Origin of the sequence: Kaistia nematophila (assembly GCF_026343855.1) — a bacterium.
GTDB classification, from domain to species: Bacteria; Pseudomonadota; Alphaproteobacteria; order Rhizobiales; family Kaistiaceae; genus Kaistia; species Kaistia nematophila.
The window spans coordinates 125,693-151,439 of the sequence record NZ_JAPKNK010000008.1 but is presented as its reverse complement, the minus strand read 5'-3'; the positions used below and the strand labels follow the sequence as shown (position 1 = coordinate 151,439).

General features: G+C 66.1%; 22 protein-coding genes. 3 read left to right on the top strand and 19 right to left on the bottom strand.

Annotated features, from left to right (window positions below; translation table 11 throughout):
- Positions 1-6 precede the first annotated feature (6 nt).
- The 13 genes from lpxA to dnaE all read right to left on the bottom strand — a co-directional run bounded on the left by lpxA (position 7) and on the right by dnaE (position 16,364).
- The gene (gene lpxA / locus OSH07_RS18135) at positions 7-825 is read right to left on the bottom strand and encodes an acyl-ACP--UDP-N-acetylglucosamine O-acyltransferase (protein WP_266340091.1); all 819 of its coding nucleotides are present in this window, start codon (positions 823-825) and stop codon (positions 7-9) included.
- A gap of 10 nt (positions 826-835) precedes the next feature.
- A complete protein-coding gene (fabZ, locus tag OSH07_RS18130; protein WP_266340090.1) occupies positions 836-1,303 on the bottom strand; it encodes a 3-hydroxyacyl-ACP dehydratase FabZ in 468 nt (155 codons plus the stop codon).
- A 4-nt stretch (positions 1,304-1,307) separates the two neighbouring features.
- Positions 1,308-2,375: a UDP-3-O-(3-hydroxymyristoyl)glucosamine N-acyltransferase gene (lpxD, locus tag OSH07_RS18125; RefSeq protein WP_266340089.1), complete on the bottom strand. Its 1,068-nt coding sequence runs from the start codon at positions 2,373-2,375 to the stop codon at positions 1,308-1,310.
- A 69-nt stretch (positions 2,376-2,444) separates the two neighbouring features.
- Complete coding sequence (gene bamA, locus OSH07_RS18120) at positions 2,445-4,763, bottom strand: outer membrane protein assembly factor BamA (protein ID WP_266340088.1); 2,319 nt, start codon at positions 4,761-4,763, stop codon at positions 2,445-2,447.
- Positions 4,764-4,982: 219 nt separating this feature from the next.
- Positions 4,983-6,128: an RIP metalloprotease RseP gene (gene rseP, locus OSH07_RS18115; RefSeq protein WP_266340087.1), complete on the bottom strand. Its 1,146-nt coding sequence runs from the start codon at positions 6,126-6,128 to the stop codon at positions 4,983-4,985.
- A 36-nt stretch (positions 6,129-6,164) separates the two neighbouring features.
- Positions 6,165-7,394, bottom strand: a complete 1,230-nt coding sequence (gene dxr, locus OSH07_RS18110; RefSeq protein WP_266340086.1) for a 1-deoxy-D-xylulose-5-phosphate reductoisomerase — start codon at positions 7,392-7,394, stop codon at positions 6,165-6,167.
- Positions 7,388-8,185 carry a phosphatidate cytidylyltransferase gene (locus OSH07_RS18105; RefSeq protein ID WP_266340085.1) on the bottom strand — a complete coding sequence of 266 codons (798 nt, stop codon included), beginning with the start codon at positions 8,183-8,185 and terminating at the stop codon, positions 7,388-7,390. Before OSH07_RS18105 ends, dxr begins: the two co-directional genes overlap by 7 nt.
- Before the next feature lie 62 nt (positions 8,186-8,247).
- Positions 8,248-9,033: an isoprenyl transferase gene (locus tag OSH07_RS18100; RefSeq protein WP_266340084.1), complete on the bottom strand. Its 786-nt coding sequence runs from the start codon at positions 9,031-9,033 to the stop codon at positions 8,248-8,250.
- A 17-nt stretch (positions 9,034-9,050) separates the two neighbouring features.
- Complete coding sequence (gene frr / locus OSH07_RS18095; RefSeq protein WP_266340083.1) at positions 9,051-9,596, bottom strand: ribosome recycling factor; 546 nt, start codon at positions 9,594-9,596, stop codon at positions 9,051-9,053.
- 46 nt (positions 9,597-9,642) lie between these two features.
- Positions 9,643-10,365 (bottom strand): UMP kinase, encoded by a 723-nt coding sequence (gene pyrH / locus OSH07_RS18090; protein WP_266340082.1) that lies wholly within the window; start codon positions 10,363-10,365, stop codon positions 9,643-9,645.
- A gap of 107 nt (positions 10,366-10,472) precedes the next feature.
- The gene (tsf, locus tag OSH07_RS18085) at positions 10,473-11,399 is read right to left on the bottom strand and encodes a translation elongation factor Ts (RefSeq protein WP_266340081.1); all 927 of its coding nucleotides are present in this window, start codon (positions 11,397-11,399) and stop codon (positions 10,473-10,475) included.
- Between the two features lie 106 nt (positions 11,400-11,505).
- Positions 11,506-12,282, bottom strand: coding sequence for a 30S ribosomal protein S2 (gene rpsB, locus OSH07_RS18080; RefSeq protein WP_266340080.1), 777 nt, complete (start codon positions 12,280-12,282; stop codon positions 11,506-11,508).
- Positions 12,283-12,896: 614 nt separating this feature from the next.
- A complete protein-coding gene (gene dnaE, locus OSH07_RS18075; RefSeq protein ID WP_266340079.1) occupies positions 12,897-16,364 on the bottom strand; it encodes a DNA polymerase III subunit alpha in 3,468 nt (1,155 codons plus the stop codon).
- A gap of 536 nt (positions 16,365-16,900) precedes the next feature.
- On the opposite strand from dnaE, the gene OSH07_RS18070 reads away from it, so the two are divergent.
- A complete protein-coding gene (locus tag OSH07_RS18070) occupies positions 16,901-17,461 on the top strand; it encodes a DUF1269 domain-containing protein (protein ID WP_266340078.1) in 561 nt (186 codons plus the stop codon).
- A gap of 51 nt (positions 17,462-17,512) precedes the next feature.
- A complete protein-coding gene (locus OSH07_RS18065) occupies positions 17,513-19,273 on the top strand; it encodes a metallophosphoesterase family protein (protein ID WP_266340077.1) in 1,761 nt (586 codons plus the stop codon).
- A 39-nt stretch (positions 19,274-19,312) separates the two neighbouring features.
- Here the strand turns inward: OSH07_RS18065 and OSH07_RS18060 are convergent, their stop codons facing one another.
- The 4 genes from OSH07_RS18060 to OSH07_RS18045 form a co-directional block, all read right to left on the bottom strand.
- Positions 19,313-20,377, bottom strand: coding sequence for an AI-2E family transporter (locus OSH07_RS18060; protein WP_266340076.1), 1,065 nt, complete (start codon positions 20,375-20,377; stop codon positions 19,313-19,315).
- A gap of 151 nt (positions 20,378-20,528) precedes the next feature.
- Entirely contained in the window at positions 20,529-20,933 is a 405-nt protein-coding gene (locus OSH07_RS18055) for a response regulator transcription factor (RefSeq protein WP_266340075.1), read from the bottom strand.
- A gap of 77 nt (positions 20,934-21,010) precedes the next feature.
- Positions 21,011-21,640 carry a response regulator FixJ gene (fixJ, locus tag OSH07_RS18050; protein ID WP_266340074.1) on the bottom strand — a complete coding sequence of 210 codons (630 nt, stop codon included), beginning with the start codon at positions 21,638-21,640 and terminating at the stop codon, positions 21,011-21,013.
- Positions 21,630-23,117 carry a PAS domain S-box protein gene (locus OSH07_RS18045; protein ID WP_266340073.1) on the bottom strand — a complete coding sequence of 496 codons (1,488 nt, stop codon included), beginning with the start codon at positions 23,115-23,117 and terminating at the stop codon, positions 21,630-21,632. The genes fixJ and OSH07_RS18045 overlap by 11 nt, the downstream gene beginning before the upstream one ends.
- A 215-nt stretch (positions 23,118-23,332) precedes the next feature.
- Here OSH07_RS18045 and OSH07_RS18040 point away from each other — a divergent pair, with 215 nt between their 5' ends.
- Positions 23,333-24,022 carry a helix-turn-helix domain-containing protein gene (locus OSH07_RS18040; RefSeq protein WP_266340072.1) on the top strand — a complete coding sequence of 230 codons (690 nt, stop codon included), beginning with the start codon at positions 23,333-23,335 and terminating at the stop codon, positions 24,020-24,022.
- 4 nt (positions 24,023-24,026) lie between these two features.
- On the opposite strand, the gene cysW is transcribed toward OSH07_RS18040, so the two are convergent.
- Entirely contained in the window at positions 24,027-24,881 is an 855-nt protein-coding gene (gene cysW, locus OSH07_RS18035) for a sulfate ABC transporter permease subunit CysW (RefSeq protein WP_266340071.1), read from the bottom strand.
- On the bottom strand, positions 24,878-25,735 hold the full coding sequence (cysT, locus tag OSH07_RS18030) for a sulfate ABC transporter permease subunit CysT (protein ID WP_266340070.1): 858 nt from the start codon (positions 25,733-25,735) through the stop codon (positions 24,878-24,880). The genes cysW and cysT overlap by 4 nt, the downstream gene beginning before the upstream one ends.
- Positions 25,736-25,747 lie beyond the last annotated feature (12 nt).

The window sequence follows — 25,747 nt, the reverse complement described above, 5'->3', positions numbered from 1 at the left end:
TGCCTCTCACGCGTCCGCGTCGTGATGTTCGGTCGCGGCGCCGCGCGGCACCGTCAGCCGGCGCTTGCCGCGGTTGTGGATGAAGTTCACCACATGCATGACATTGGCGTCGTCGGCATATCGGCCGGCCACGGTCTCGATGCGCTCGGCCAGCTGGCCGGGGCCGTAGAACAGGTCGCGATAAGCGGCGCGCAGGCGCTGGATCGCCGGGCGGTCGAAACCGCGGCGCTTCAGACCGATGATGTTGAGGCCGCCAAGGCCTTCCGCGCCCTCACGGACGGCGCCAAACGGGATCACGTCGTGCCAGATCGGGCAGAGGCCGCCGATGATCGCCTGATCGCCGACGCGCACGAACTGGTGCAGCGCGCAAAGACCGCCGAGAAAGACGTTGTTGCCGATCTCGACATGGCCGCCGAGCGTGGCGCAATTCGCCATGATGACGTCGTTGCCGAGCGAGCAGTCATGCGCGATGTGCACGCCGGTCATCAGGAAGCAGCGATCACCGATCTTGGTTTCGCGGCGCTCGCCGACCGAGCCGATGCTGATCGTGACATTCTCGCGGATGACGCAGTTCTTGCCGATCGTCACGAGGCCCGGTTCGCCCTTGTAGTGGACGGACTGCGGATTGCCGCCGATCGAGGCGAACGGATGGATCGTCGTGCCCTCGCCTACCGTCGTGCGGGCGGTGATCGAGACATGGTTGTGAACCACCGCGCCATCACCGAGCACGACATCGCGACCGATCATGGAGAATGCGCCGACACGGACATCGGCGCCGAGACGCGCCCCATCCTCGATGACGGCTGTGGGATGAATGTTGCTCATGAAGCTCCGTTCACTGATCAATCAGCATGGCGCTGATCTCAGCCTCTGCGACCTTGGTCCCTGCGACGATACCCTCGCACTGGAACTTCCAGACCGCGCCGCGCGAACGAGTCTTGCGGACGTGGTATTCGAGCACGTCGCCGGGGACCACCGGCTTGCGGAACTTCGCGCCATCGATCGTCATCAGATAGACGACGCGCGGCGGACCTTCCTTGGCGGCATTGGCGATGCAGATTGCACCAGCCGTCTGCGCCATGCCCTCGAGGATCAGAACACCCGGCATCACCGGATGCCCGGGGAAATGACCCTGAAAATGCGGCTCATTGAAGGAGACATTCTTCAGTCCCCTGGCGCTTTCGTCGCGGTCGATGTCGACGATGCGATCCACCATCAGGAACGGATAGCGATGCGGCAGCAACTCCAGAATCTTCTGGATGTCGGCAGCGCCGAGCACCTTGGCTTCCTCGGTTACGGTCATGGGCTCAATCCCCCTGGCTATCCTTATTATGTCCGGCTTTGACTTCCCGCTGAGCGAGGCGCCGGATGGCGACCTCCTCGCGATACCATTCCTTGATCGGCCGCGCGGGCGCGCCGCCGTAGCGGCCGCCGGCCGCCAGGTCGTCCTTGACGCTCGCCGTCGCCGCAACCTGCGCACCGGCCCCGACCGTCACATGGCCGTTCACGCCGACCTGACCGCCGAGCACGACGAAATCGCCGAGTGTGGCGCTGCCGGAGATGCCGACCTGGGAAACGATCACGCAATGGCGTCCGATCGACACGTTGTGTCCGATCTGGACCAGATTGTCGATCTTGGTGCCCTCGCCGATCACCGTGTCGCGATTCGCGCCGCGGTCGATCGTCGTGTTGGCGCCGATCTCAACGTCGTCCTGGATCACCACCCGGCCGATCTGCGGCACCTTGGAGTGACCACGGCCGCTCATCAGATAGCCGAAGCCATCCTGGCCGATACGGACGCCGGGATGGACGACAACCCTGTTTCCAATCAATGCGTTGGTGATGGTTGTTGAAGCGGCGATCGAACTGTCGCGGCCAATGCGGACGCCCGCGCCGATCACCGCGCCGGGTCCGATCACCGTGTTTGAGCCAATCTCGGCGCCCTCGCCGACGACAGCGCCGGGCTCGACCGTCACGCCGGCCTCGAGACGAGCCGTCGGGTGCACATGGGCCGCCGGCGAGACGCCCGAACCGAAGACAAGCGCGGGCCGCAGCGCGGTCGGATAGAGCCGCACCTGCACCGCGACATAAGCTTCATAGGGCTTGGCGACTTCAAGCGCCGCGACGCCGGCCGGGACGGCGACGCTGTGCTTCGGCGAACAGAAGCACGCGGCCGCCTGCGTATCGGCCAGCCGCGGCACATAGCGCGGATTGTCGATGAAGGTCAGGTCGGACGCGCGCGCCTGGTCCAGCGGCGCGACACCCCGGATCAGCCGACCGCCCTCGACGCCGTTGGCGATCCGCGCGCCCGTCATGGCGACGATGTCATCGAGTGTGATCGGGCCTGACGGAGCGAAAAAGACGGGATCTGTCATGCCGCGCGTGTCCACAAATAGAAAGGCCGCCGGCTCACCCGGCGGCCTTGCAGATCTCTATAGAGGCTATCAGAACTGGGTGCCAGCGCTGAAGCGGAACACCTGGGTCTTGTCCCAATCCGCCTTGGTGAGAGCTTCGGCGAAATCGGCACGCAGAAGACCGAACGGCGAGTTCCAGATGATCGAGGCGCCGACCGACGAACGGATCAGCGAGCTGTCCTGAACATCGAGACCCTCGAGACCGTCATAGCCCCACAGCGAGCCGGCGTCGGCGAAGACCGCGCCGCGCAGACCGAACTCTTCCGGGAAGGCCGGCAGCGGGAACTGAGCTTCGGCCGTCACGTTCCAGTAGTTCTTGCCGCCGATCGCGTAGTCATCGACGTTACCCTGGACACGACCGCCATAGCCGAACGACTGGAAGCCACGGATCGTCTCGCCGCCACGGAAGAAGTTATCGAGGACCGCGACGTCCTTGCCGCCGAAGCCGGTGATGTTGCCGGCGCCGCCCTTCAGGAAGCCGATGACGCCGCTATCCGGCCACAGCTCCTTGTAGATACGCGCGTCCAGGGCGCTGCGGACGAACTGGCCGTCGCCGCCGACACCCGCGAAGTCCTGCGCGAACTTCACGAACACGCCATCATGCGGGTCCTGGAAGTTGTCGATCGTCGAATAGGTCAGCTGATAGCCGAGCGACGAATTGATGGTCGATCCGAGCGGGTAGAGAGCCGGAAGAACGCCCGAGCCAGCCGGCGGCAGGAGGATGTCGCTCTCGTAGTTGCTGCCATACGACGTGACGTCGCGCTGGACGAGCTTGTAGTTGAACTGGACGTTGAAGTCGTCGGTGATCGGCAGGCCGAGACGCAGCGTACCACCCCAGCTGTCCATGTTGTACGGACGGAAGTCCGTATCCTTGGCCTGGTTGTAGAACACGTCGAAGCCGAGCGACATGCGGCGACCGAGGAAGTACGGCTCGGTGAACGACAGATTGACCGTACGGTCATCCACGCCGCCGCCGACCGAGACCTTCAGGTACTGGCCGCGACCGAGGAAGTTCTTTTCGGTCATCGACACCGAGGCGATGAAGCCGCCGCCCTGGTCGGTGGTGTAGCCGCCGCCGACCTGGAACGAACCAGTCGACTGATCTTCGACCTGCACGTCGATGACGACCTTGTCGGGCGCGCTGCCCGGCTGCGTCGTGACCGAAACGGTCTTGAAGTAGCCGAGGTTCTTCAGGCGGCGCTCCGCCTTGTCGACGATGACGCGGTTGTACGCATCGCCTTCGGACAGATCGAACTCGCGACGAATGACGTAGTCACGCGTACGGGTGTTGCCGCGCACATTGATGCGCTCGACATAAAGACGCGGACCCTCATCGATCAGATAGGTGAGATCGATCGTGTGGTTCTCGTAGTTGCGGTCGCCGCGCGGACGGATCTGCGCAAAGGAGTAACCCTTGCGGGCGATCGCCGTGTTCAGGTCTTCCGTGGTGCGCTCGACCAGGGTCGCGTTGAACACCTTGCCTTCGCGGGTGCGGACGAGACCCTTGAGGTTGGCGGCGTCGACTTCCGGGATCGACGAGTCGACGTTGACCGTGCCGAAGCGGTAGCGCGGGCCTTCGTCGAGGGTGATCACCAGATTGTAGCGGTTGGTCGCCTCGTCGAAATTCGCTTCCGCCGAAACGATGCGGAAGTCGGCGAAGCCGTTGCGCAGGTAGAGGCGGCGAATCAGTTCCTGGTCGGACTGGAAGCGCGCTTCGTCAAACGTGTCGCGCTTCGACAGCCAGCTGGTGATGTTCGTCCGCTTGGTCGTCATCACGTCGCGCAGGCGGCTGTTCGAGAACGCCTTGTTGCCGACGAAGTTGATGCTGGAGATACCGGTGCGCGTGCCTTCGTTGATGACGAAGGTGACGTCGATGCGGCCGTTGTCGCGCGGCGTCGTCTGCACGGTGACACCGGCTTCCGAACGGCCATTGCGGCGATAGGCTTCCTTGATCCGCTCCACGTCACCGTCGAGCTTCTCCTGCGTCAGCACGCCGCGAGACTTGGTCTCGATGATCGGCTGCAGCATGTCCTTCTTGAGCTTCTTGTTGCCCTGGAAACGGACGGTGCCGACTATGTTGTTTTCCTTGACGTGAACCACCAGCGTGTTGCCCTGGCGGTTGATCTTCACGTCCGAGAACAGGCCAGTCGCGTAGAGCGCCTTGACCGATTCGTTGATCTCGGCAGCGCCGAAGTTCCGGCCGGGCTCGATCGTCAGATAGTTCCGGACCGTCTCCGGATCGACGCGCGAGTTGCCCTGCACGACGATGTTGCGCACGACGTCAGCGTGGGCTTGCGTTGCCCCAATGACGGACATCTGCGCGGCGAGCGCCGGCACGGCCACAGTCATGACCGCGGCACGGGCCGCTCCCCGCGTGAAAGTCTTGAAGGAATTCATTGGGTTCAAACGCCCTGCTCTATTCTGACTTCCTAGGCTCGAGCCCCGAGACGGGATTCGTACCGGACTGATCAACTGCAGCTTTGTGGCATGCGCCCGAACCGTTCGCAAGCCGAGCCCCATAGTGCCACAACGGAATTTAACCGTCCGTTGCCAACGCGCCACGCTGGCTCAAAGAGAGCTCAAGTGGATGATATCGTTCCAGGTTGTGAAGATCATCAGCATGAGCACGGCGGCGAGGCCGATGCGGAAGCCAATGTCCTGCGCGCGCTCGCTGAGCGGCCGGCCGCGGACGATCTCGAAGAAATAGAACAGCAGGTGCCCGCCATCGAGCATCGGCACGGGGAAGAGATTGAGCAGGCCAATCGAAACCGAGAGGATCGCGGCCAGATTGATCAGCGCGACCACGCCGAGCGTCGCCACCTGCCCCGAAACCTGCGCCACGCGAATCGGGCCGCCCAGTTCCTCGGTCGACTCGCGGCCGGTAAAGATGCCGCCGATATAGTCAAAGGTGCGCTCGACGATGAACCACGTTTCCTTCGCGCCCTGCCAGATGGCCTCGGGCGGGGAGAATCGCTCGAGCTTGACGTCGCCGCCGCTCGCGCTGCGCGAGAGTCCGAGCTGGCCAATCTTGTGGACATTGCCAAAGCGGTCGGTGACCTCGCGCCGCTGTGGCGTCGCCTGGAGGGTCACCTCGCCGCCGTCCCGCTCGACGCGAATCGAAAGCGTCTCGTCGGCGCTGGCGCTGACGATGCGCTGCAGGTCGTTGAAGGACGAAATCGGGCTGCCATCGATCGAGAGGACGAGGTCGCCGACCTTGAAGCCTGCCGCTTCGGCGGCGCCGCCGGAGACGATCTGGTCGACGCGGGCGCTCGTCACCTCCCGGCCATAGACCGTGAAGATGCCGGCGAAGATGACGATGGCGAGGATGAAGTTGGCGATCGGACCGGCGGCGACGATCGCGGCGCGCTGCCAGACATTCTTGGCGAAGAAGGTGTCCTTGCGGTCCTCCTCCGACATGCGGTCGATGGTTGCGCGGCTCGGCGTGCTGGCCGCGTCCTCGTCGCCCAGGAACTTCACATAGCCGCCGAGCGGAATGGCGGAGATCTTCCAGCGCGTGCCGCGACGGTCATTGAAGCCGATCAGCTCCGGGCCGAAGCCGATGGAGAAGGCCTTGACGCGCACGCCGCACCAGCGGGCGACGAGAAAATGACCGAGCTCGTGAAAGAACACGACGATGGTCAAAACGAAGAGGAACGGAATCAGGTAGCCGAGCGTGCTCGATCCGAAATGTCCCAAGGGAGCCAGAACGTCCATTCCTCACTTCACCTTTCCGCTTCCGCGGTCAGCGCGTCAGCCGGCGCGCCGTCCTCGGGAGTCAATTCGTTCGGCGGCGAGACGCCGCCCTTCGCGATCGAGCGTCAGAACGGCCTCGAGCGTGTCGAGCTCCGTTCCGCCGACGGTCCCGGTCGCAACGTCAAGCACAGCCTCGACCGTCGCCGCGATCTCGAGATACCCGATCGCCCCATCGAGAAACGCCTGAACGGCGACCTCATTGGCGGCATTCAGAATATTGGTGGCCCAGTCGCCGTTTTCCAGCGCCGTCCGCGCCACCCGCAATGCCGGAAAACGCTGCAAATCCGGCTTTTCGAAGGAAAGCGTGCCCACCGTGGCGAGATCGAGCCGCGGTGTTGCCGTTTCGACCCGGCGCGGCCAGTTCAAGCAATGCGAGATCGGGATCCGCATGTCGGCGACGCCGAGCTGGGCGACGACCGATCCGTCGGAATAGGTGACGAAGCCGTGCACGATCGACTGCGGATGCACCAGCACGTCGAGCCGGGCCGATCCGATATCGAACAGATGGTGCGCCTCGATCAGTTCGAGGCCCTTGTTCATCATCGTCGCCGAATCGATCGAGATCTTCGGCCCCATCGCCCAGCGCGGGTGCTTCAGCGCCTCTGCCGGCGTGGCGCGGCGCATCTCGTCCAGCGTCGCGGTGCGGAACGGGCCGCCGGAAGCGGTGATGGTGATGCGCTCGACAGCGTGGAGATTGTTCGCCTCCAGCGACTGGAAGATCGCGTCATGCTCCGAATCGACCGGCAGCACGCGAACCGAAGCCGCCGCGGCGCGGCGATTGAACAGGCCGCCGGCGCAGACCATGCATTCCTTGTTGGCGAGCGCGATATCGGCGCCGGCATCGATCGCCGCCAATGTCGGCTCCAGCCCTGCGGCGCCGACGATGGCTGCAACGGCAAGATCGACCGGGCGCGACGCCGCCTCGACGATCGCGGCCGGGCCGGCGGCGACGCCGATGCCCGTCCCGGCGAGGCGCGCGCGCAGCACTTCGAGCCGGTCGGGATCGCCGATCACGGCATGCTTCGCACCAAGGCGGATGGCGGTCTCGGCCAGTTCCTCGGCGCGACTCTGCGCCGTCACGACCTCGATGTCGAAGGAATCGCGGTGCTGCAGCACGACATCGGCCGTGCTGACGCCAATCGAACCGGTGGCGCCGAAGATCGACAGGGTGCGGCGCGCCTTGTCGGTCCGCGTCCGTCCCTCCGGCTGCGCCGGGCTTCTCACCATGAAAGCAATCCCTGGCCGATATGGTGGTCGCCATTCAAGGCGCCGATCAGGGCGGCGCCGATGGCGGCGAAGATCAGGCCGTCGACCCGGTCCATCATGCCGCCATGGCCGGGAATGATGCAGCCGGAATCCTTCTTGTCGAAGTGGCGCTTGATGGCCGATTCGAACAGATCGCCGGCCTGCGAGACGATCGAGAGCACCGCCAGGCACAGAAGCAGCAGCGGGCCGATCCGGACGCCGAACAGCCAGGCGGCCAGCGCGGCCAGCACGACGCCGCCGACAAGGCCGCCGATCGAGCCCGACCACGTCTTCTTCGGCGAGACGCGCGGCCAGAGCTTCGGCCCGCCAAGCGTGCGGCCGGCGAAATAGGCGAAGCTGTCCGTCGCCCAGACGAGCACCAGCAGCACGACCACGGAAGCGAGGCCTGCCGCATCCTCGCCACGCAGCGCCGCGAGGCAGACGCCGAGCAGGCCGGAATAGGCGACGCCGGCGGCGAGCCAGGCCGAGCGCGAGATCAACGCAACGCCGACCATGCCGGCAACCAGCACGGCGAGGCCCGTGACCAGGCCCTGCATGCCGGCGACGATCGCCGACAGCGCGACGAAGGCGACGCCGATCGAGACATCGGGCGTGGAAGGCAGGAGGCGCGGCGACCGACCGATGATGTTCGCCCATTCGGCGAAGACGATCGCGGAGACGAGCGCCACTAGCAGATAGGCGGGCAGACCGCCCCACCAGGTGACGGCGAGCGCCAGCGGCACGAGCACCACGGCGGACCAGAACCGAAGCATCAGGTCGCTTCGGCGGGGCCTGCCGTCGTCATTCGCGGGCGGGCCCACGGGATCCAGGGATTTCAACCGCTCCTCCGGGCGGCAATTCCGCCAAAGCGCCGCGTGCGGCGCGAATACTCCTCGACCGCCTGCAGATAGGCCGCGCGGTCGAAATCGGGCCAGTAGGCCGGCAGGAAGACGAGCTCGGCATAGGCCGCCTGCCAGAGCAGGAAATTCGAAAGCCGCATTTCGCCGCTGGTGCGGATGACGAGATCCGGATCCGGCATATCGGCCGTGTCGAGATGGGCGCGGATCGTGTTCTCGTCGATCGCCTCCGGCGCGAGCTTCCCCGCGGCAACGTCGGCGCCGATGCGGCGCACGGCGCGGGTGATCTCGTCGCGCGCGCCATAGTTGAACGCGATGACCAGGCGAAGGCCGGTGTTGTCCTTGGTCAGCTTCTCGGCCTGATCGAGCAGCGAGCGGATATCGGCCGACAGCTTCACCCGGTCGCCGATGACGGTCACCCGCACGCCATTGCGGTGCAGGTCGGCGAGGTCGCGCTGGATGAACAGCCGCAGCAGGCCGAACAGGAACTGGATCTCGAGCGGCGGGCGCGACCAGTTTTCCGACGAGAAGCTGAACAGAGTCAGGTGCGAGACGCCGAGCTCGCGCGACGTCTCGACCGCGGCGCGAACCGCCTCCATGCCGCGGCGATGGCCTTCGGTGCGGGTCAGGCCACGGCCCTGCGCCCAGCGACCGTTGCCATCCATGATGATGGCAACGTGCCGGGGCACGCTCAGCCCGACCGATGCCACGCCAGGAGCGTCCACCAGCAGCTCGGCGCCCGAATCGTCGGCATTCGAGTTCATGGCTGCCCCGCCCTCGCTCAGATCTGGGTGATCTCCGCTTCCTTCGCCGCGAGGATCGCGTCGATCTCGGCGATGGTGTCGTCGGTGAGCTTCTGGACCTTTTCGGAGAGCTTGCGGCTCTCGTCCTCGCTCATGCCGTCCTTCTCGCTCTTCTTCAGACCGTCAATGCCGTCGCGACGGACATGGCGGACCGAGATGCGGGCGGCTTCGGCATATTTATGCGCGACTTTGACGAATTCCTGGCGGCGCTCGGCGTTGAGCTCGGGAATCGGAATGCGGAACACCTGTCCTTCGACGACCGGGTTCAGGCCGAGGCTCGACTCGCGGATCGCCTTCTCGACGGCGCCCGCGGTGGCGCGATCCCAGACCTGCACCATGATCAGGCGCGGCTCCGGCACGCTGATCGTGGCAAGCTGGGTGATCGGCATATGCGAGCCATAGGCATTGACCATGATCGGATCGAGCATTCCCGACGAAGCGCGACCGGTGCGAAGGCCGGCAAGCTCGGTCCTGAGGACCGAGATAGCGCCGTCCATGCGGCGTTTCAGGTCGTCCAAGTTCATGGCATCCTCTTAAGGCTGGCGCGCGCGGAGCTTACCGCTGCGCGCATCACTCGTCAGCGACAATCGTGGCGCGGCCCTGGCCGCGCAGAATATCGACAAACGCGTTGGGTTCCTGGATCGAAAATACGACAAGCGGAATGCCGTTGTCACGGGCCAGCGCCACGGCCGCCGTGTCCATGACCTGCAGGCCGCGCGCCAGCACCTCCGCATGGCTGATCGTGTCGAAACGGACGGCGTTCGGGTCCTTGCGCGGATCGGCGGAGTAGATGCCGTCCACGTTCGTGCCCTTGAACAGCGCTTCGCAGCCCATTTCGGCCGCGCGCAGCGCCGCGCCCGAATCCGTCGTGAAGAACGGGTTGCCGGTGCCGCCGGCGAACAGCACGACCTTGGAGCGCTTCAGCGCCCGCTCTGCGCGCTGCTGGCTGAACGTCTCGCAGATGGTCGGCATCGGCACGGCCGAGAACACGCGGGAAGAAATGCCGCGGCGCTCCAGCGCCTCGTGCATGCCGATCGCGTTCATCACCGTCGCCAGCATGCCCATGTGGTCGCCGGCGACGCGATTGCCGCCCGCCTTGGCGATGGTCATGCCGCGGAAAATATTGCCGCCGCCGACGACGAGGCCGACCTCGACGCCCAGATCGACCGCCTGGCCGACTTCTCCCGCGATCCGGTCGATGACCTTTTCATCGATACCGAAGGGCTGATCACCGAGAAGCGCTTCGCCAGAGACCTTGAGGAGGACACGTCGAAAACGGACCGACTCCGCCATGCTTGTTTCCTCTTCGCTTTATGAAAGGCGCCTTCGGATACACGAAGGGCGCCGGGATGTCATCCGGCGCCCTGTCTTTTCTCGGAAAGGAACGGATGTTCCCCGAATTATTTCGTGCCGGCCGCGGCGGCGACTTCGGCCGCGAAATCCGACTCTTCCTTCTCGACGCCTTCGCCGAGGCGGAAGGAGACGAAGGTGGTCAGCTCGATCGGCGCGCCGACATCCGCCTCGGCGGCCTTGAGGGCCTTCTCGACGGTCAGGTCGGGGTTGATCACGAAAGCCTGCGAGAGAAGAACGACTTCCTCGTAGAACTTGCGGACGCGGCCCTCGACCATCTTCTCGATGATGGCTTCCGGCTTGCCGGACTCGCGAGCCTGCTCGGCGTAGACGGCGCGCTCACGCGCCACGACGTCGGCGTCCAGCTCTTCGCTGCGAACGGCGAGCGGGTTGGTGGCGGCGATGTGCATCGCGACCTGGCGGCCGAGCGCCAGCAGCTTGTCCTTGTCGCCGGTCGACTGCAGGCCGACGAGGACGCCGATCTTGCCGAGGTTCGGAGCGACGGCCGAGTGGACATAGCTGGCGACGACGCCATCGGTCACCTCGACGGCGGCCGAACGGCGCAGGCCCATGTGCTCGCCGATCGTGGCGACAGCGGTGGTGATCGCGGCCTCGACGGTCTTGTCGGAGCCCGGGAAGTTCGCAGCCGCGACCGAGGCGACCGCGCCATCGGTGGCGAGCGCCGCCTGGGCGACGTTCTGCACGACCTGCTGGAACTCGGCGTTGCGGGCGACGAAGTCGGTCTCGGAGTTGACCTCGACGACAACCGCCTTGGCGCCCGAAGCAGCCACGCCGACCAGACCTTCAGCCGCGACGCGACCGGCCTTCTTGGCAGCCTTGGCGAGACCCTTGGTCCGCAGCCAGTCGATCGCAGCCTCGACGTCGCCGTTGTTCTCGATCAGCGCCGCCTTGCAATCCATCATGCCCGCGCCGGTCTTCTCGCGCAGGTCCTTCACCATCGAAGCGGAAATGGTCATCGTCTGCCTCGTTTTCTCGTTTTTCTAACGAACAGCCGGGCAGAACGCCCGGCTGACTGTGTCTTCGTTTCCAACATCACGCAGATCTGCGTGACGACGGCGTGACTTAGGCGGCGGTCTCGGCCGAGGCTTCCTCGCCGAGCGCCTCTTCGTAGACTTCGTCCTGGGCGCCGAGGTCGATGCCGGCGCCGCCCGAGGCGCGCATGATGCCGTCGAGCGCGGCGCGGGCGACGAGGTCGCCGTAGAGCGTCAGGGCGCGACCGGCGTCGTCGTTGCCGGGGATCGGGTAGGTGATGCCATCGGGATCCGAGTTCGAATCGATGATCGCCGCGACCGGGATGTTCAGGCGACGGGCTTCCTGGATCGCCAGGGCTTCCTTGTTCGTGTCGATGACGAACAGGAGGTCCGGGATGCCGCCCATGTCCTTGATACCGCCGAGGGCGTTCTCGAGCTTGTCACGCTCGCGCGACAGCGTCAGACGCTCCTTCTTGGTCAGGCCCTGCACGTCCGAGCCGAGCAGCTCGTCGAGGTGGCGCAGGCGCTGGATCGAGTTCGAGATCGTCTTCCAGTTGGTCAGCATGCCGCCGAGCCAGCGCGAGTTGACGTAGTACTGCGCGCAGCGCTTGGCAGCCGAGGCGACCGGCTCGGAAGCCTGGCGCTTGGTGCCGACGAACAGGACGCGGCCACCGCCGGCGACGGTGTCGCTGACCGCCTGAAGGGCGCGGTGCAGCATCGGCACGGTCTGGGCCAGGTCGATGATGTGGATGTTGTTGCGGACGCCGTACAGGTACGGGGCCATCTTCGGGTTCCAGCGGTGCTTCTGGTGGCCGAAGTGGACGCCAGCCTCAAGCAGCTGACGCATCGAGAAATCCGGAAGAGCCATAGCCCTATCTCCTTTTACCGGTTCAACCTCCGTGGGGAAAGCCGCGTTCGCGACACCGGTGGGTTCCGTCGGTCGAATGGCTGTTCGCCGCCGGAGCCCGAGCCCCACGTGTGGAATGCGCGCCTTATAGGGGGCGATCGGCCGAAGCGCAAGGGATTCGCTGCGTCGACGGAACACAAGGTGGGGATCGGTTGCCGCAACCGCCAGCTTCCCGCGCCGGTTCTGCGCCAGCTCGATTTTCGGGCCGGGGCAGCGCGAGCCCGGATTTGGAGAAGCCCCTCACCCCAACCCTCTCCCGCGCGCGGGAGAGGGGGCCGACGGCGCGCAGGATACCGAACCGACGGTGCCCAGTCTCCGTGCCGGAACATCACCGCCAAAGAGCCCTCGCCCGCTTGCGGGAGAGGGTTGGGTGAGGGTCTTGCAATCCGGCGAATTGGCACCCGAAGCCGTCATTCCTGCGAAAGCAGGAATCCATGCATCAGCCGCCAACGTCCAGCGAATTTCGCACGGGCCGATCCGAACCTCCCGGTTCCCCGGCTGAATGGATCCCGTCGGAGCACGGGATGACGGCGAGCGGGTTGCGGCAACAAGACAGGGCGAAGGACGCCCCTCGCCTAAACCAGCTCCACCTGCACCACGCCGCTGACCGCGCGGAGCGCGCCGGCGATCTGCGGTGATAGCAGGTAGCGGCCGGGCAGCTGCACCTCGACCTCGCGCTGCCCCTTGTCCAGCATCAGCACAAGGCTGACGTCGCCGTCGCCCTTGCCACGCGCCAGATGGCGCTCGATGCTTCGCAACGGCTCCTCGCCGCGCATGAAGATGCGGAGCGCCTTCAGGCCGGTCGTCATCTGGTCGAGCGGCTTCACCGAGATGATGCGGACGCTGATGCCCTCCGGCCGGTCTTCGGCGGCGACCTGGACGATCACCGACTGGCCGGGCTCCAGCTTGTCGCGGAACTCGTTCAGCGCTTCCGAGAACATGATCGCCTCGAACTGGCCGGTCGGGTCCGAGAACTGGACGATGCCCATCTTGTTGCCGGACTTGGTCTTGCGCTCCTGCCTCGTCGTGACCGTACCGGCGAGGCGACCAGCAGCCGAACCGAGGCGCACGGCCTCGGAAAACTCGGCCCAGGTCTGCACGCGCATCCGCTTCAGGATCGGCGCGTATTCGTCGAGCGGATGGGCGCTCAGGTAGAAGCCGACCACCGCATGCTCGCGCTGCAGCCGCTCCGAGGGCATCCACGGATCGACGAACGGCAACGTCAGCGCGCCGCCCTCCCCGCCGCCGCCGGCGCCGAAGAAATCGTCCTGGCCGATCGCCGTGCCTTCGACCACGCGGTTGCCGATCGCCATGATCCGCTCGATGCCGGCCATGACACGGGCGCGGTCCGGGTTGAGCGTGTCGAGCGCGCCGGCGCAGATCAGGCTTTCCAGCGTGCGCTTGTTCAGGATGCGCGGATTGATGCGGGCGGCGAAATCGGCGAGATCGCGGAACGGCCGATCGCCCCGGCTCTCGACCAGATGCTCGACCGCCTGGCTGCCGACACCCTTGATGGCGGCCAGCGAATAAAGGATGCGACCTTGCTCGACGTCGAAGACGGCGCCGGAGCGATTGACCGACGGCAACTCGACGGCGAAGCCGAGGCGCATCGCCTCGCGACGGAAATCGTTCAGCTTCTCGGTATTGCCCATGTCGAGCGTCATCGACGCGGCGAGGAACTCGACCGGATAGTTCGCCTTGAGATAGGCGGTCTGGTAGGCAACGAGGGCATAGGCCGCCGCGTGGCTCTTGTTGAAGCCGTAGTCGGCGAACTTCGCCAGCATGTCGAAGATCGAGTTGGCGTGGTCCTTGGTCAGGCCCTGCTTGATGGCGCCGTCGACGAAGCGGTCGCGCTGGGCGTCCATCTCCGCCTTGATCTTCTTGCCCATGGCGCGGCGCAGCATGTCGGCTTCGCCGAGCGAATAGCCGGACAGGATCTGCGCGATCTGCATCACCTGTTCCTGGTAGATGACGACGCCGTGCGTCTCCTTCAGCACCACCTCGATCAGCGGATGGTAGTAGTCCGGCTCTTCCTCGCCATGCTTGCGGGCGTTGTAGGTCGGGATGTTGTCCATCGGGCCCGGGCGATAGAGCGCCACCAGCGCGATGATGTCCTCGAACCGGTCCGGCCGCATGCCCATCAGGGCCTTGCGCATGCCCTGGCTTTCCAGTTGGAACACGCCGACCGTCTCGCCGCGCGCCAGCATCTCGTAGGATACCTTGTCGTCGAGCGGGATCGCGGCAAGGTCGACGGTGATGCCGCGCTTGGCGATCAGCTTCACCGCCGTCTCCAGCACCGTCAGCGTCTTCAGGCCGAGGAAGTCGAACTTCACCAGGCCGGCGCTCTCGACCCACTTCATGTTGAATTGGGTGACAGGCATGGTCGAGCGCGGGTCGCGATAGAGCGGCACCAGCGCGTCGAGGCGCCGGTCGCCGATCACGATGCCGGCGGCGTGCGTCGAGGCGTGGCGATAGAGCCCCTCGAGCTTCTGCGCCATGTCGAGCAGCTGCGCGACGGTCGGGTCCTCGTCGCGCGCCTCGCGCAGGCGCGGCTCGTCGATCAGCGCCTGCGCCAGCGACACCGGGTTGGCCGGGTTCTGCGGCACCATCTTGCAGAGACGGTCGACCTGACCATAGGGCATCTGCAGCACGCGGCCGACGTCACGCAGCACGGCGCGCGCCTGCAGCGTTCCGAAGGTGATGATCTGCGCCACCTGGGCGGCGCCGTATTTCTGCTGAACGTAGTCGATGACCTCGCCGCGGCGGTCCTGGCAGAAGTCGATGTCGAAGTCCGGCATCGAGACGCGTTCGGGATTGAGGAAGCGCTCGAACAGCAGCGCGAACCGCATCGGGTCGAGGTCGGTGATGGTCAACGCCCAGGCGACGAGCGAGCCCGCGCCGGAGCCGCGGCCCGGACCGACGGGAATGCCCTGCGACTTCGCCCACTGGATGAAGTCCGCGACGATCAGGAAGTAACCGGGGAACTTCATGCGCTCGATGATCGAGAGCTCGAACTCCAGCCGGTCCCAGTATTCCTTGTCGGTCAGGCCCGGGGCGAGGCCATGGAAGGCCAGCCGCTTCTCGAGGCCGGAGGTCGCGAGATCGCGCAGCGCCTTGACCTCGGCGCGCTCCGCCTCCTCCGCGTCGGCATCGGCGCCGGCGAAGCGCGGCAGGATCGGCTTGCGCTTGGTCGGCCGGTAGGAACAACGAAGTGCGATCTCGACCGAATTGTCCGTTGCTTCCGGCAGGTCGGCGAACAGCTCGACCATCTCGGCGCGCGACTTGAAATAGTGCTCCGCCGTCAGGCGCCGGCGGTTCTCCTCCGCCACCACCGAACCCTCGGCGATCGCGATCAGCGCGTCATGCGCCTCGTAGTCGCCGCGCTTCGGGAAGAACGCCTCGTTGGTCGCGACCAGCGGCAGGCCATGGCGATAGGCGAGATCGATCAGCTCCGGCTCGGCGCGCTGCTCCTCGATCGCGTGATGGCGCTGCAACTCGACATAAAGCCGGTCGCCGAGCAGGCCGGCCATGCGCTCGATCCGCTTTTCGGCAAAGCCGCCCTGCCCGATCCGGATCGCCTGGTCAAGCGGCCCGTTGCCGCCGCCGGTCAGCACGATAAGGCCGGAATGCGTCTCTTCCAGATCGGTGAACTTGATATGCGGCTTGTCGCCTGGATCCGTCTCCATGAAGGCGCGCGAGACGAGGCGGACGAGGTTCCAGTATCCGGCCTCGTTGGCCGCGATCATGACGAGGTCGGAGAGATTCTTCTGGCCCGGCACCGGACGGCGCGACGGCTCGAAGCCGTCGTCGAACAGAACCGAGACCTGGCAGCCGATGATCGGCTGGATGCCGACCTCGACCGTCTTCTCCGAGAATTCGAGCGCGCCGAACAGATTGCCCGTGTCGGTCAGTCCGAGCGCCGGCATCTTGTCGGCCGCCGCCAGCTTGATCAGCGACTTCAGCGGCAGCGCGCCTTCGAGCAGCGAATAGGCAGAGTGGACGCGCAGATGAACAAATCCGACGTCCCGGGCGATATGACTCATCAGGCGATCCTCTTCCGCCTGATTTACGTCCACAGCGCCGCGCCTGTCCATCGCATCGGCGCCTTTCCCCCGGTCGTCGCGGGTCAGACGATGTTGACGAGAAGATCGGACCAGAGGCTCACCATCGCGATGAACAGCATCAGGGCGCCAAGGGCGGCAACGTCACGGATATAGGCGGTCATGGCTATCTCCATATCGGACTGTCGATGCCTCATATGTTCATGTTTTGTTCTCATCGTCAAGCCTCCCGTCCGGCCCGGCATTTTCCGTAGCGTCCGCGCGGGTTTCCAAGGTCGATGCGGCCATGGAACTCCCGCCACGCGGCCCCCCCCCGCGCATCGGCCGTGGGAAAACTTCAATTTAGGAACACAGAGCCGTGCGGCGGGATTTGGCGCGCTCGCAATCTTCGCCAGTCGCGCTATGGTAGCGCCGCTGGACCCATGCGCCTCTCCGGCGCGTGGTGGCTGGGCATGTTTCCACCTGCCGGCCAACCGATCCGCGGTTTCAAAATCGTCCCGAACGATGGAGTTTTCCCGATGAGCGACCTCGTCTTTATCGCCTTTCCGTCCGAGCAGAAGGCCGAGGAAGTGCGCGACCGCGTGCTGGAGATGCAGAAGGAGTATCTGATCGAGCTCGGCGACGCCGTGGTGGCCGTGCGCGACGCCAACGGCCGGATCAAGCTCAACCAACTGGTGAACACGACGGCGACCGGCGCGGTCTCCGGCGCCTTCTGGGGCACGCTGATCGGCTTCATCTTCCTGATGCCGCTGGTCGGCACGGCGATCGGCGCCGCCTCGGGCGCGCTCGGCGGCAAGCTGACCGATGTCGGCATCAACGACCAGTTCATGAAGGACGCGGCGCAGTCGCTGGCGCCGGGCAATGCCGGCCTGTTCCTGCTCATCCGCAAGATGACCACCGACAAGGTGCTGGCGGACCTGCGCGGCGTCGGCGGCACGGTGATGCGCACCTCGCTCACCGACGAGCAGGAGAAGGCGCTGCGCGAGGCGCTGGCCGATCACTCCGGCGCTCAGGCCGCCCCGGCCGAGGCCGCGCCGGGTTCCGCCCCCGCCGGCGGCGCCACCCCGGCCACCAGCTAGTCGCCCTTAACCTGGAATGTCGCCCTTGCCCGTGTGCCGCCTATGAAACCGATGGTCGATCCCCGCAAGGGCGACATTGAAGACGATGCCTCCAGCACCAAGCAGCGCTCGCTGTTTGCGATCGCCGGATCGCTGCTGGCTGAAATCAGCCCGATCAAGCTGATCTTCGCCTGGATCCTGCTGATGGGTCTGCCCGGGCTCGTGCTCGGGCTCATCCCGTTTTTCCTGTCGATCTGGATCGGCAATGTCTCGCGCCAGGCGGCGGAGCTCTATAGCGGGCTGGTGCCGGCGGCATTGCTGGTGATCCTCGGACTTATCGCCTGGTATGGCGGCCGGCCGCTGTTCCGGATGATCGAGAGCAGCTTTTGGTCGCTGAACTCGATCATGGTGCAACCGGGCTATGCGCTTTGCCGCGAGACGCTGCGCCACCTGATCGAGCATCGCCTGCTTCGCCGCATCGACGCCAAGCCGGCGACCGTCGCCAGCGCCCGCGCCATGACGGCGGCGATCGCCGGCCTCACCGTCTGCATCCTGGCGATCGGCGTCGCCGCCCTGGTCTGGCCGGCGACGCACTGGACCGGCACACTCGCCGATCTCGCGGCGCCGCGCCGGGTCGTCATCCTGGCGCTTGCCAACGCCACGGTGCTGCTCTGCGCCTATCTTGCCATCGCCGCCCTCGTCTGGGGCATCGCTGACGCCACCATGGCGCAGCCGCGCAGCTTCACGGATTTCCGGCCGGTGCCGGCCGGCGCGCCACGCTGGCGCGTCGCGCATCTCTCCGACGTCCACTGCGTCGGCGACCGCTATGGCTTCCGCATCGAAAGTGGCCGGGTCGGCCCGCGCGGCAACGACAAGTTCACCGCAACGCTGGAACGCCTGCGCGCCGTCCACGCGGCGAATCCCCTCGACGCCATCCTGATCACCGGCGACATGACGGACGCCGGCATCTCGACGGAATGGGCGGCTTTCCTCGACGCGCTGGAGCCGTTTGCGGAACTGATCCCTCTGGTGACGGTGCTGCCCGGCAACCACGACGTCAACGTCGTCGACCGCAACAACCCCGCCCGCATGGACCTGCCGATGAGCCCGAACAAGCGGCTGCGACAGCTGCGGACTCTATCCGGCATGGAGGCGCTGCAGGGCGATCGATACCGGGTGATCGACCGTGGCCAGCGCCGGCTGGGCGAGACCTTCCATGCGGTGATGAATGGCCAGCGCGAGGCGATCGAAGCCTTTGCCAACCGCGCCTCACGCCGCGCCGGGCGGCCGGTCGCCGAGCTGTGGACCGGCGTCTTTCCAATGGTGCAGCCGCCGGCGCGTCCGGACGGGCTCGGCATCATCGTGTTGAACTCCAATGCCGAGACGCATTTTTCCTTCACCAACGCGCTCGGCATGGTTTCGCTGGAGCAGGCTCGGGCGATGGACGCGATCGTGGAGGAATATCCCGAGGCGTCGTGGCTGATCGCGCTGCACCACCATGTCGTCGAATATCCGCAACCTGCCAAGGCGCTGTCGGAGCGGATCGGGACGGCCCTGATCAACGGCACCTGGTTCGTGCGCCACATCGCCCGCTTCGCCGGACGGGCCGTGATCCTGCACGGCCATCGCCATGTCGACTGGATCGGCGAGAGCGGTGGGCTGCCGATCATCTCGGCGCCGTCACCGGTGATGGAAGGGACCAACGCCAGGGACAGCTACTTCCACATCCACACACTGCATGTCGACGGTAGAAAACTGGCGCTGGCGCGGCCGGAGACGATCGTCGTTCCGGCGCCCGAGCGCAAATCCGCTGCAACGCCGACGCAGGGCTAACGATCCGTTACCAGCGGGGCCGAGCTGTTAACCCCGGCCTCAGCCGGACTGCGGCTCCGACGCATCGCCGTCGCCGGCGCCGAAGATGTCGGCGAGCCAGCGGCTCGATTCGTGATGGGCGGCGATCGTCACGATGGCGATCGCGATCGGCACGCCGATGAAGGCGCCGGCGATGCCCCAGAGGAAGGTGCCGAAGAACACCGCGAATAGAACCATCACCGGCGAGAGCGCCAGCGAACGGCCGGCGATTCGCGGCTCCAGATAGGAGCCGACCAGGAACTGGATCAGGTTCAGGAAGACGAAGATGAGGATCGCCGCCTGCCAGGTATCGAACTGGGCGATGGCGAAGAGCGTCGGCAGCACGGTGGCGAAGAGCGGCCCGATCACCGGGATGTAATTGAGCGCGAAGGCGATGACGCCCCACTCGGCGGAAAGGCTCAGGCCGGAACCATAGGTGAGGCCCCAGACAAGCACACCGGTCATGATGCTCATCAGCGTGCGGACCAGCATGTAGCGGCGCAGCTTGGCCGCGGTCTCGCTGCTGCCGACCAGGAAGGCATAGCCGATGCTGCCGGGCTGGAAGCGGCGGAGCTTGCGGCCGATGTCACCAACCTCCAGCAGGCCGAGCATGACGTAGATCAGGACCACCAGCGAGAAGGTCAGCGTGCTGTTCAGGCGGCCGGTGACCTGCTGGACGATGCGCAGGATCCAGCTGACGTTGAAATGCCGCTCCCAGAGGCCGTTGACGGCGATGCCGTAGCCTTCCAGCCAGGTCGCTAGCTGGTTGTACATCGCCTGGAAGCGCGCCGTGTCGCTCAGCACATAGATGCCGACCCGATTGAGGCTCCAGCCGAGGAGCAGCGCGAAGATCGCCATCACGACGATGGTGCCAACGAGGCAGACAAGCAGCGCGACGAGTTGCGGCAGGCGCGCCTGCATCGCGCGCTGCACCGGCCAGACCATGGCGATGATCAGCAGCGCGAAGGATATCGGCGCGAAGACGTTGCTCGCCCAGTACATCGCCGCGATGATCAGGATGATCGCGCAGATGCCGATCATGGCCGGCACGGGACTGCGTCCCGCATTGCTCGTCGTATCGTTCATGGAAAGTCCCGGCTACGTCCCGTTCGCGCGATCGTTCAGGAGCGTCGTAGCACGCGCGACCTGATTCGACTGCGCAATCCATACGCGAGTGAAACGCCGCTACCATGACGGGGGCGTGCAGGCAGAGGTCGGCCGATACCGTCCTATCGCCTCAGCCGAGCGGGGCGGCGCCCGCGAGCGCCTCGCGGATCCGGTCGAGCAGGGCGGATCCGAGCAGCGGCTTCTCGACCAGGGCAACCCCGGCCTCCGCCGCCCGGCGGATCAGCGCCGGCGATGGATTGGTGACGGTCAGGATCGCCGGCATCGGGCAGCCGCGCCGCCAGACGGTCTCGATAAGGTCGATGCCGTTGATGCGTTTCAGGTGGTAGTCGACGACGACGCAAGCGTCGGGACGGAGTTCGGCCAGCCTTAGGAACGTCTCGGCATCGCCGAAGGTCTCGACCGCGAAGCCGTCAATGCCGAGGGCGAAGCGCAGCGAACGACGCACCGCGCCATCCCCGTCGATGACGAAAACCAGGCCGGGCGGCGGAGGATCGGAAATTGCGGAGCTTGCCATCGATCGAGGGTTCGCGCGGAAAGCCCGTACCCTGGCCGCCTACCGCCTCGACCGCATTGATCCATCGCAACTGGCCGTTAGCCTTCGGCCACGCCGCCGGTCGTCCCCACGATCAGCGCCATCCGCACCAGTTCCGACAGGCTTGCGGCGTCCATCTTGGTCATCACATGCGCCCGGTAGATCTCGACCGTGCGCGGGCTGATGTCGAGGTCGTGCGCGATGCGCTTGTTGGCATGGCCGGCGACGAGGCCTTCGAGAACCTGCTGCTCGCGATTGGTGAGGGCTGCCAGGCGCTGGCGGATATCCGCCTTCTCGCGCCCCTCCTCGCGCGCCTTGCCCTGCCGCGCCAGCGCGGCGCGAACGGCGCGCAGCATCGCCTCGTCGTCGAACGGCTTCTCCATGAAATCGACGGCGCCGCTCTTCATCGCCTCGACGGCGAGCGCGATGTCGGCATGACCGGTGATGACGATGACGGGCAGAGCGATCGCCTGCGCCTTCAACCGCTTCAGAAGTTCGATGCCGTTGATTTCCGGCATCCGCACGTCGGTGACGATGCAGCCATCCGCGAGGGTCGGCGCCGCCGCGAGAAAGGCGGCGCCCGACGCATAGGTCTCGACGGCGATGCCGGCGCTCTCGAACAGGAAGGCGAGCGAGTCGCGCGCCGCGTCGTCATCGTCGATGACGTGAACCCTCGCTTCAGTGGACACGCTCAGTCTCCTCGATCCGGACCGCAGGCACGGTGAAGTTGAAGACGGTGCCGCCGCCGGGATTGCCTTCGGCCCAGATTCGCCCGCCATGCGCCTCGACGATGGTGCGGCAGATGGAAAGGCCGACGCCCATGCCGTTCTGCTTCGTGGTCAGGAAGGGCTGGAACAACCGCGCCATCACCTCCGGCGCAATCCCCGTGCCTCTGTCCGATACCTTCACTCGAATCATCTCGCCGCCCGGTTCGATCTCGCTGGAAATGACCAGATCCCTGCCCCCGCCCTCGTCCATCGCGTCGATGGCGTTGCGCATCAGATTGACAAGCACCTGCTGGATCTGCACCCGGTCGCCGAACAGAAGATCGACCTCGGGATCCAAGGCGAAGCGGATACGGATGCCCTTCTCCTTGGCGCCGACGAGCGCCAGCGCGCTCGCTTCCTCGATAAGGCGGGCGAGGCTCTCGACGCGCTTCTCCGTTTCGCCGCGCGCCAGAAAGTCGCGCAGGCGGCGGATGATCTCACCGGCGCGCAGGGCCTGGTCGGCGGCGCTCTCGAGCGCGGCGCGCACCTTGGGAATGTTCTCCGGCGCGCCGCTCTCCAGCAGCCGGCGCGAGCCGCGCAGATAATTGGCGACGGCCGAGAGCGGCTGGTTCAACTCGTGCGCCAGGGTCGAGGCGATCTCGCCCATGGCGGTGACGCGCGAGATATGCACCAGTTCCGACTGCAGTTCCTGCAGCCGCGCCTCGGTTTCCTGCCGTTCGGAGAGATCCCGCACGAATCCGGTGAAGAAGCGCTGGTCGCCAGAGTGCATCTCGCCGATCGCCAGTTCCATCGGGAAGGTCGAGCCGTCCTTGCGCTCACCGACGACGATGCGGCCGATGCCGATGATGCGCCGCTCGCCGGTCCTGCGGTAGCGCTCCAGATAGCCGTCGTGCTGTTCGCGATAGGAAGACGGCATCAGCCGCTTCACATTGCTGCCGAGAATCTCCTCGGCCGAATAGCCGAACATGCGCTGCGCCGCCGCGCTGAACGATTGCACCAGCCCGACATCGTCAATGACAATCATCGCGTCGGGGATCGTCTCGAGGATGGAGCGGAGATGCGCCTCGCGGTAGCGAAGATCCGCCGCCGCCGTGGCAAGCTGCCGGCGCACCCGGCGCAACCACTCGCCAAGGACAACAAGCGCCCCGCCGATCACGGCGAAAGCAGCGCCATTCCAGACATGCGGTGCCTGCAATCCCTCCAACTGGCCATGGATCGCCAGGCCGACCACCAGGCTGATGGCGATCGCGATGAGGCCGGGCCAGAGCCCGCCAAGGCCGGCGGCGACGATCACGGCCGGAATATAGAGCAGGAACGTCGCCTGCATCCGGAAGACCGGCTGCACGGACAGCCAAGTGGCTGCCGCCATCAGCACGGCGACGAACAACGACGCCAGCAGCACCCGCGAGGCCCGGCCGACGGGCCAGGAGATCTTCATCGCCGAGCCACCGAGTTGCCGCGGCCGCCAGAGACTTCGCCCGCGCGCCGCTCAGGAAAACAAGACAAGCAACTCACCCCTCGACATCGGAACCGGCCGCCCGAAGGGCCGCCGACGCGCCTAAGGGGAATCCCTTAGGTACATGATCTGAATTCAATCCCGGCGCCCGGCATCCTAATCCAGCATCAACACTGGATGAATTCGAGGATGACGACATGTTGACGTCCGTTGCAACCACCCGGGGCATCGTTTCCAACCGGACCGACGGCGCCCGCGGGTTCGTCCCCTCGGCCCGCCACACCAGCTTCCTCGGCCTCACGGGCATCCCGCTCCACTTCGAGCGCGGCGCCGAGATCGTCGCCGAGGAAGACCCCGCCGAGCACATCTACCAGGTCGTCAGCGGCACGGCCCGCACCTGCAAGCTGCTCTGCAACGGCAGGCGGCAGATCGGCGCCTTCCTGATGGCGGGCGACTATTTCGGCATGGAAGCGCGCGACACGCACTGCTTCGCCGTCGAAGCCATCACCGACCTCCACGTCGTCATGGTCAGCCGCAGCGCTGCCTTCGCGGCAGCCGGCCGCGACACGGCAGTCGCCCGCTCGCTCTGGGACATCACGGCCCGCAGCCTCGATGCCTGCCAGCAACATGCGCTGCTGCTCGGCCGCAAGACCGCCGTGGAGAAGATCGGCTCGTTCCTGAGCGAGATGGCCGAACGGCAGGGCAGCGACGACGAGATCGACCTGCCGATGTCGCGCCAGGACATCGCCGACTATCTCGGCCTCACCATCGAGACCGTTTCACGCACCATGACCCAGCTCGAGAGCGCCGGCACGATCGCGCTGCCGACCTCCCGCCACGTCGTGATCAAGCGTCCGCACGAGTTGGAGCGGCTCAGCCTCTGCTGAGACCTCAGGACCCGTGCAGCGCACCGGCGCTGCCGGTCACCCGCTCCAGGATCGTCTTGACGAACAAGGTCACGAGCGCCACCAGCGTCAGCACCGCCGCCGCCGCGAAAGCCCCGGCGGCGTTGTAGTCGTGATACAGCAGCTCGACATGCAGCGGCAGCGTGTTGGTCTCGCCCCGGATATTGCCGGAGACGATCGACACGGCGCCGAATTCGCCGAGCACGCGCGCATTGCAGAGCACCACGCCGTAAAGCAGGCCCCAGCGGATGTTGGGAAGAGTCACGCGGAAGAACGTCTGCCAACCATGGGCGCCGAGCGTCGCCGCCACCTCCTCGTCGCCATTGCCCTGGAGCTGCATCAGCGGGATCAGCTCGCGCGCCACGAAGGGTGCCGTCACGAAGGTCGTGGCGAGGATGATGCCCGGCAAGGCGAACATGATCTTCAGGTCATGCGCTTCAAGGAACGGTCCGAACAGCCCCTGCCCGCCATAGACGAACAGATAGGAAATGCCGGCGACGATCGGCGAGACCGAGAAGGGCAGTTCGACGATGGCGAGCAGCAGCTTGCGGCCGGGAAAGCGGAACTTGGCGATCGCCCAGGCGGCAGCGATGCCGAACACCGTATTGATCGGCACGACGATGACCGCGACCGTGATGCTGAGCCAGATGGCCGCGCGCGTATCCGGATCGGCGAGCGACTTCAGCGCGAAGCCGAGGCCCTGCGACAGTGCCTGCACGAAGACGGCTGCGACCGGTGCGCCAATGACGAGCGCCGTCACCAGCAACACGCCGCCGATCAGCGCGTAGCCGCGCCAGTTGCGACGGGCGCCGCCGCGGGAGAGATGCGAGGCAGCGCTCATGGGGCGAGTTCGTGGCGGCGGGCAAAGGCCTGCAGCGCGTTGGTGACAACGAGCAGGACGAAGGCGGTCCCGAGCATGACCGTCGCGATCGCCGCGGCGGCGGGATAGTCGTATTCCTCGATGCGGATGAAGGCGAGCAAGGCCGTGATCTCGGTGCTGTAGGGCTGGTTGCCGGCGATGAAGATCACCGCGCCAAACTCGCCCAGGCAGCGCGCGAAGGCGAGCGAAACGCCCGCCAGCAGCGCCGGCACGAGGATCGGCAGCACGACGCGGAAGAAGATCGTGACATTGCCGGCGCCGAGCGTGCGCGCCGCCTCCTCGATCTCGCCATCCAGTTCCTCCATCACCGGCTGCAGCGTGCGCACGATGAAGGGCAGGCTGGTGAAGGCCATGGCGAGCGCGATGCCGATCGGCGTGTAGGCGACCTTGATTCCGAGCGCCGCGAGCGGCTCGCCGAACCAGCCATTCTTGGCGAAGATCGCCGTTAGTGCCACGCCGGCGACGGCGGTCGGCAGCGCAAAGGGCAGATCGACGATGGCATCCAGGATCCGGCGACCGGGAAAATCATGCCGGACCAGCACCCAGGCGAGCGCGAAGCCGTAGACGGTGTTGAAGATCGTGGCGAGCGCGGCCGCGCCCAGCGTGACGCGATAGCTGGCGACCGCGCGCGGCGAGCTGACGACGGCCCAGTAATCGGCCGGCCCCAGACGCGCGCCGACGACGATCAACGTCGCCAGCGGCAGGCAGATGATCAGCGCCGCATAGAGCAGCGTCAGGCCGAGCGAAAGGCGAAAGCCGGGTACGACCCGGCCCTGCCCTTTTCCCTTCGTCTTCGTCGGGCGGCGGCGCGGCAACGCGCCGGCCCC